Origin of the sequence: Streptomyces oryzae, assembly GCF_017676365.1 — a bacterium.
GTDB classification, from domain to species: domain Bacteria; phylum Actinomycetota; class Actinomycetes; order Streptomycetales; family Streptomycetaceae; genus Streptomyces; species Streptomyces oryzae.
The window spans coordinates 1-5,025 of record NZ_JADKMA010000306.1 but is presented as its reverse complement, the minus strand read 5'-3'; the positions used below and the strand labels follow the sequence as shown (position 1 = coordinate 5,025).

4 protein-coding genes are annotated in these 5,025 nt (G+C 72.6%); 1 reads left to right on the top strand and 3 read right to left on the bottom strand.

The window, feature by feature from the left end; genetic code table 11:
- Positions 1-217: 217 nt before the first annotated feature.
- The 3 genes from ITI46_RS32985 to ITI46_RS32975 all read right to left on the bottom strand — a co-directional run bounded on the left by ITI46_RS32985 (position 218) and on the right by ITI46_RS32975 (position 4,076).
- Positions 218-1,648 (bottom strand): MFS transporter, encoded by a 1,431-nt coding sequence (locus ITI46_RS32985; RefSeq protein ID WP_209243625.1) that lies wholly within the window; start codon positions 1,646-1,648, stop codon positions 218-220.
- Positions 1,649-1,713: 65 nt separating this feature from the next.
- Entirely contained in the window at positions 1,714-2,937 is a 1,224-nt protein-coding gene (locus tag ITI46_RS32980) for a hypothetical protein (RefSeq protein WP_209243624.1), read from the bottom strand.
- Positions 2,934-4,076 carry a hypothetical protein gene (locus ITI46_RS32975; RefSeq protein WP_209243623.1) on the bottom strand — a complete coding sequence of 381 codons (1,143 nt, stop codon included), beginning with the start codon at positions 4,074-4,076 and terminating at the stop codon, positions 2,934-2,936. Before ITI46_RS32975 ends, ITI46_RS32980 begins: the two co-directional genes overlap by 4 nt.
- A 153-nt stretch (positions 4,077-4,229) precedes the next feature.
- Between ITI46_RS32975 and ITI46_RS32970 the strand changes: the two genes are divergently transcribed.
- Entirely contained in the window at positions 4,230-4,865 is a 636-nt protein-coding gene (locus ITI46_RS32970; protein ID WP_209243622.1) for a class I SAM-dependent methyltransferase, read from the top strand.
- Positions 4,866-5,025 lie beyond the last annotated feature (160 nt).

Sequence of the window (5,025 nt, the reverse complement as noted above, 5' to 3'; positions counted from 1 at the left end):
GGGCCAGGGCCGTCTGGGGGTCGGCCCTGGCCCGTGAGTGAAACACGTTCTTCTTGGCATGGGAAGGGGGATAGCTGACGCGGCGTCAGGTTGCTGTCTGCCGGGTAGGGGCTGCCCCTTGTCCGCCGTTGCGGACTGCGGGTGCGTCGTGGTCGGTCGCGCCCACGCGGCGGAGCCGCACATGAACACAGTCCCGGGCCCCTTCGGGGCGCGGTCCCTAGTCCTTCGCCGTGCGCGGCAGCGCGGCGAGCATGAACAGCGCGCAAGCGCCCAGTACCGCGGCGCCCGCGTGGAAGGCGGTGCCGTAGCCGGCGGCGAGGGCGGCGGGGTTCTCGGCGCCGTCCGTGCGGGCGGCGGCGACCGTGGAAAGGACGGCGAGGCCGAGGGCGCCGCCCATGGTGCGGGCGGTGCCGAACAGCCCGGACAGCAGGCCCGCTTCGCCGGGATCATCGGTGGCCGTGGCGATGGTGGCCAGCGGCGTGGCGGCCAGCCCGGCGCCGAGCGCCATCAGTACGCCGGGCCCCAGGAGCGTCGTCACATAGGCGCCGTCGACGCCCATGGAGCCCTGCCACACATAGCCCAGGCCCGCCATGGCGGCGCCCGCGACGGCGAGGTGACGGTCGCCGACCCGGGCCATCAGGAAGGGCGCGATCTTGGAGCCGAGGACGATGGTCAGCGAGTGCGGGATCAGCGCGAAGCCCGCCTTGAGCGGCGTGTAGTGCAGCACATTCTGGGTGTAGAGGGACAAGAAGTACCACATGGCGAACATCGCCAGCCCGTTGATGAGGATGGCGACGTTGGCCGAGGAGACGGCGCGGCTGCGGAACAGCCGCAGCGGCACGAGGGGTTCGCGCGAGCGGGCCTCGACGGCGACGAACAGCGCGAGCAGCAGCAGCCCGCCACCGAGCGGCCCCAGCGCGCTGGGTGCGCTCCAGCCCGCACTGTCCGTCCGTACGATGCCGTACGCCACAGCGCCCAGGCCCAGCGTCACCAGCAGCGCGCCGGGCACGTCCAGGCGGCGTACCGACTCCTCGCGGCTCTCCCTCAGCCACACGGCCGACGCCACCAGGACGAGTACGCCCACCGGCACGTTGATCAGCAGCACCCAGCGCCAGGACAGCGTGTCGGTGAGCACCCCGCCCACCAGCCCGCCCGCGGCGCCGCCGCCCGCACCGACCGCCGACCAGGTGGCTATCGCCTTGGTGCGTGCCGGACCCTCCGGTACGGACGTGGTCAGCAAGGTGAGGGTGGCCGGTGCCAGGATCGCGGCGCCCATGCCCTGGACGGCGCGGGCCGCCAGCAACTGCCAGGGCTCCTGCGCGAGGCCGCCCGCCAGGCTCGCGGCCGTGAACAGCGCCAGGCCCGTCAGGAAGACCCGCTTGCGCCCGAACAGGTCGGCGGCCCTGCCGCCGAGCAGCATCAGCCCTGAGAAGGTGAGCGTGTAGGCGTTGACCACCCACTGCAGGCCGGTCTGCGAGAGGGAGAGGGTGGCGCGCATCGAGGGCAGCGCGACATTGACGACGGACACGTCGAGGACGACGAGGAACTGCCCGGCACACGCGGCCAGTACGACCGCCCACAGGCGGGGCGCCTTGGCGGCGGAGCCGTATATGTCGGACGGACACGCGGGCTGTGCGGTCTGCGGCATGCGCGTAGTGTGACACCCCGGCCCCGAAGGGTCCCAGCGCCCCAGCTCTCTAGCGCTCTAGCGCTCTAGCGCTCCGAAGAGTCCTGACCGGACATCTTCGGCTCCGGCACCCGCACCTTGCCGCAGCCGATCCGCTTCGCCTCGGCGGCGACGTAGGCGGGCAGCAGCTCCGTCATCGGGTGATGCTCATCGAGGAAGTCCTCCTGCTGCACCAGAAAGGCGACGGGGCCGGTCTGGCAGGTGGCGATGTAGATGCTCATATCGCCGGAGACGCTGCCGAAGCCGTCACCGCGGAGCCGCACGGAGGTCCGGTAGCCCAGTGGCAGCACGAAGTTGGCCAGGTGCGGGTCCTCGATGGTGGTGAAGCGCGTGGCGTCCGTGGACAAGTGCCGGCCGTACTCGCACGAGTGCGCGGGGCCGGAGATGTCGGTGGTGGCGCGCACCGCGTTGGGATACTCCCGCGAGCCCCTGAGCCAGGACGGCAGCTTCGTGTCCCGGAGCCCGCACAGCTTCTCCGTACCGTGCTGCTTCAGCGTCCGGGTCCCGGCCTGCGGATGCAGCGTGCCCGGCTTCGGGTAGCGGCCCTGGCAGCGCCGTTCGGCCAGTACGCCGTTGGCCAGCTCGACCACCGCGTCGGCCAGCGCCGCCCGCTTGCCTCGCCGCTCGGCCGCGCTCGCGATGCCGCCCGAATCGAGCGGCCCGTAGGAGAGGGAGACCACCGTCGGCGGATCGTCGTCGGTCCCGCCCGTGCAGCTCTCGGGGAGCGCCACCCAGGCGCGGGTGTCGGAGACCATGCCCGGGGTTTCACCGCCCAGCGGAACCATCGCGGGCGAGAGGAACTCGCGCGTCCACTCGCGTACGCCCCTGCCGTGGTACGGGTCGAGTCTCCTGACCTCGGCCGCGGCCTGAGACCGCAGCTCGTCGTCCTTCCACCGCTGCAGGCGGCACTCGCTGCGGGACTCCCCGTCGGATCCGGGGCTGTGCAGGGGGAGTTCCTCGGCGCGTATCTCGCCGTCCGGGAAGAGCCGGCCGGCCGTGTCGGGGGAGAGGGCGCCCCAGCACATGTTCCGGGGCAGGAAGGGCAGTTCGCCCGCGCGCCAGGCCATGGTTCCTCCGGCCAGCAGCGCGCCCACCACCGCACCGACGACGGCCACCCCCGGCCTGCCGCTGACCAGACGGCGCAACCGCCCCTTCCGCGGCGCCGACCCGGCGGGGTCCCGCTCCTCCTCGGGCATCCGGTCCCTCTCGCTGTGCTGGTGCTCGCTCTCGGTGCGCTGGTGCTCGCTCATGATCGGGGTGCCACCGACGGGCAGCCGATGCGGTCGGCGACGGAGTTGACCGCGGCCTCGAAGGCGCGGCGCGGACTGGGATCGGCGCGGTCGGCCAGCAGGCCGTCGAGCTGCATGAAGAAGACGGTGGGCTCGCCCTGGCAGGAGGCGGTCAGCAGTCCCTGCCGCTCGTCCACCCGGCCCTTGCCGCGCCAGCCCTTGCCGAGCGGTCTGTTGTCCGCCAGGCCCGTGAAAAGAGCGGTGAGCCTGGGCTGTGAGGTCATCACGAACTGTCCGGCGAACGTGGGGTTGCGTACCTGCGTCTTGTCCTCCACCGAGCAGGTCTGGACGTGCTTCTCGACGGGTCCGATCCGCGCTTCGAAGTGGTCGTCCTTGTGCAGGTTGAACCGGAAGCCAGGAATCCGGCAGAGCGGGGAGCGCTGTGCTTCCAGGCCGTGGTCCCCGTCCGCCACCGGGATCGGCAGGGTGATCTCGTACGGCTTCTCCGGCGCGCACCCCGCCTTCCGGGCGACCGTGTTGACCAGGGACATCAGCGGGCCGGGGCTGTCCCCGGGCGAGGCGGTGCGGAAGGAGGCGCCCTCGACGGTCACCACGGTGGGCCGCCCGTCCGCCGTGTCGCACGCCGTCGGGAGGACGAAGACCGACCGACCGGTGCCCACCAGGCCGGGCAGGCCGTGCGGCAGCGCCGCCAGCCTGGCGTCCAGGTGGTCGGCCAGCCACGCGCGCCGGGCCTCGGAACGGCGCGGCACCGGACCGACCTCGACGCTGACGCGCTGCGTCGAGGTGCCCGGCGCCGGGGCGTAGGTGTCCTCCTCGCTCTCCGTCGCGCTGTCGTCGGGCTTCTCCTTCAGCGTCACCGAGCAGGTGGCGCGCTCGCCCTTGCGGGGCGGGGCCGACTGCTCGCTCGTACGCTCGTATCCGTCCGTGTCCTCGGCGAGGAACTCCGGAACGCCGTCGCCGTCGTCCTCCTGCCAGGCGCCCCAGCAGAAGCGCTCCTTGGCGAACGGCCAGGTGCCGGTTGTCCAGGTGCCCAGTCCCGCGCCGGCCAGCACGGCGAGGCACAGCGCCACGGCGAGGTTCCTGCGGCGGTGCCGGGGCACCTTGGCGGCAGCCCCGTCCGATGTGTCGCTTCCCGTCACTCCACTCCCCCGCGTGTCCCTGACAGTTCGGTGAGCGTACCTGCCACCGGGGTGGGGGATGCCGGTAGGGCAGCATGACAGCAGCCCACCGAGCCCGGGTGAACAGCGGACCCGGCGTGTGCGAGCACGCCGACGACAGCAGAGGAACGAGCGATGAACCCTCCGGCCCCCGACCCCCGTACGCTCGCCGCTTTCGAGGCGGCCAAGGGGTTCATGCCGCTGGACGAGGGGCTGGCGCTGTACGCGGCGGCGACCGAGGCGGGTGCGCTCGGGCTGCCGCTGCTGGAGGTGGGGACGTACTGCGGGCGCTCCACGCTGCTGCTGGCCGACGCGGCGCGGCGCGCCGGTGTGACAGCGCTCACCGTCGATCATCACCGGGGCAGTGAGGAGCAGCAGCCGGGCTGGGAGTACCACGATCCGGAGGTCGTCGATCCGGTGGTGGGCAGGATGGACACGCTTCCCACGTTCCGGCGCACGCTGCACGCGGCGGGCCTTGAGGAGCAGGTGGTGGCGCTGGTGGGCCGCTCACCCCAAGTGGCCGCTGTGTGGGGCTCCCCGCTGGGGCTGGTGTTCATCGACGGCGGGCACACCGAGGAGCACGCCACCGCCGACTATGAGGGCTGGACGCCGCATCTGGCGCCGGGCGGGCTGCTGGTCATCCACGATGTGTTTCCCGATCCGGCCGACGGGGGGCAGGCGCCGCACCACGTCCATGAACGGGCGCTGGCCTCGGGTCACTTCCACCCCGGGCCGGCCACCGGTTCCCTGCGGGTGCTGCGGCGTGGATGAAACCCGCCCGTCAGGGTCAGCCCCTCACCGGAACACCCCTCGGGAGAGGGCCTAGCATCTGTGCTCGTGGCGGATAAAGGCTTCGCAAGGGGGCGGCGGGCGGCGGCCGTGGTGGTTGTGGGGGCTCTGTGTCTGGGGGTCGCCGGGTGCGGGGCGTTGG

Bases quoted from the DNA above. Each gene is read 5' to 3' on its own strand.
- ITI46_RS32985 (WP_209243625.1), bottom strand. From the start codon at position 1,648: ATGCCGCAGACCGCACAGCCCGCGTGTCCGTCCGACATATACGGCTCC.
- ITI46_RS32980 (WP_209243624.1), bottom strand. From the start codon at position 2,937: ATGAGCGAGCACCAGCGCACCGAGAGCGAGCACCAGCACAGCGAGAGG.
- ITI46_RS32970 (WP_209243622.1), top strand. From the start codon at position 4,230: ATGAACCCTCCGGCCCCCGACCCCCGTACGCTCGCCGCTTTCGAGGCG.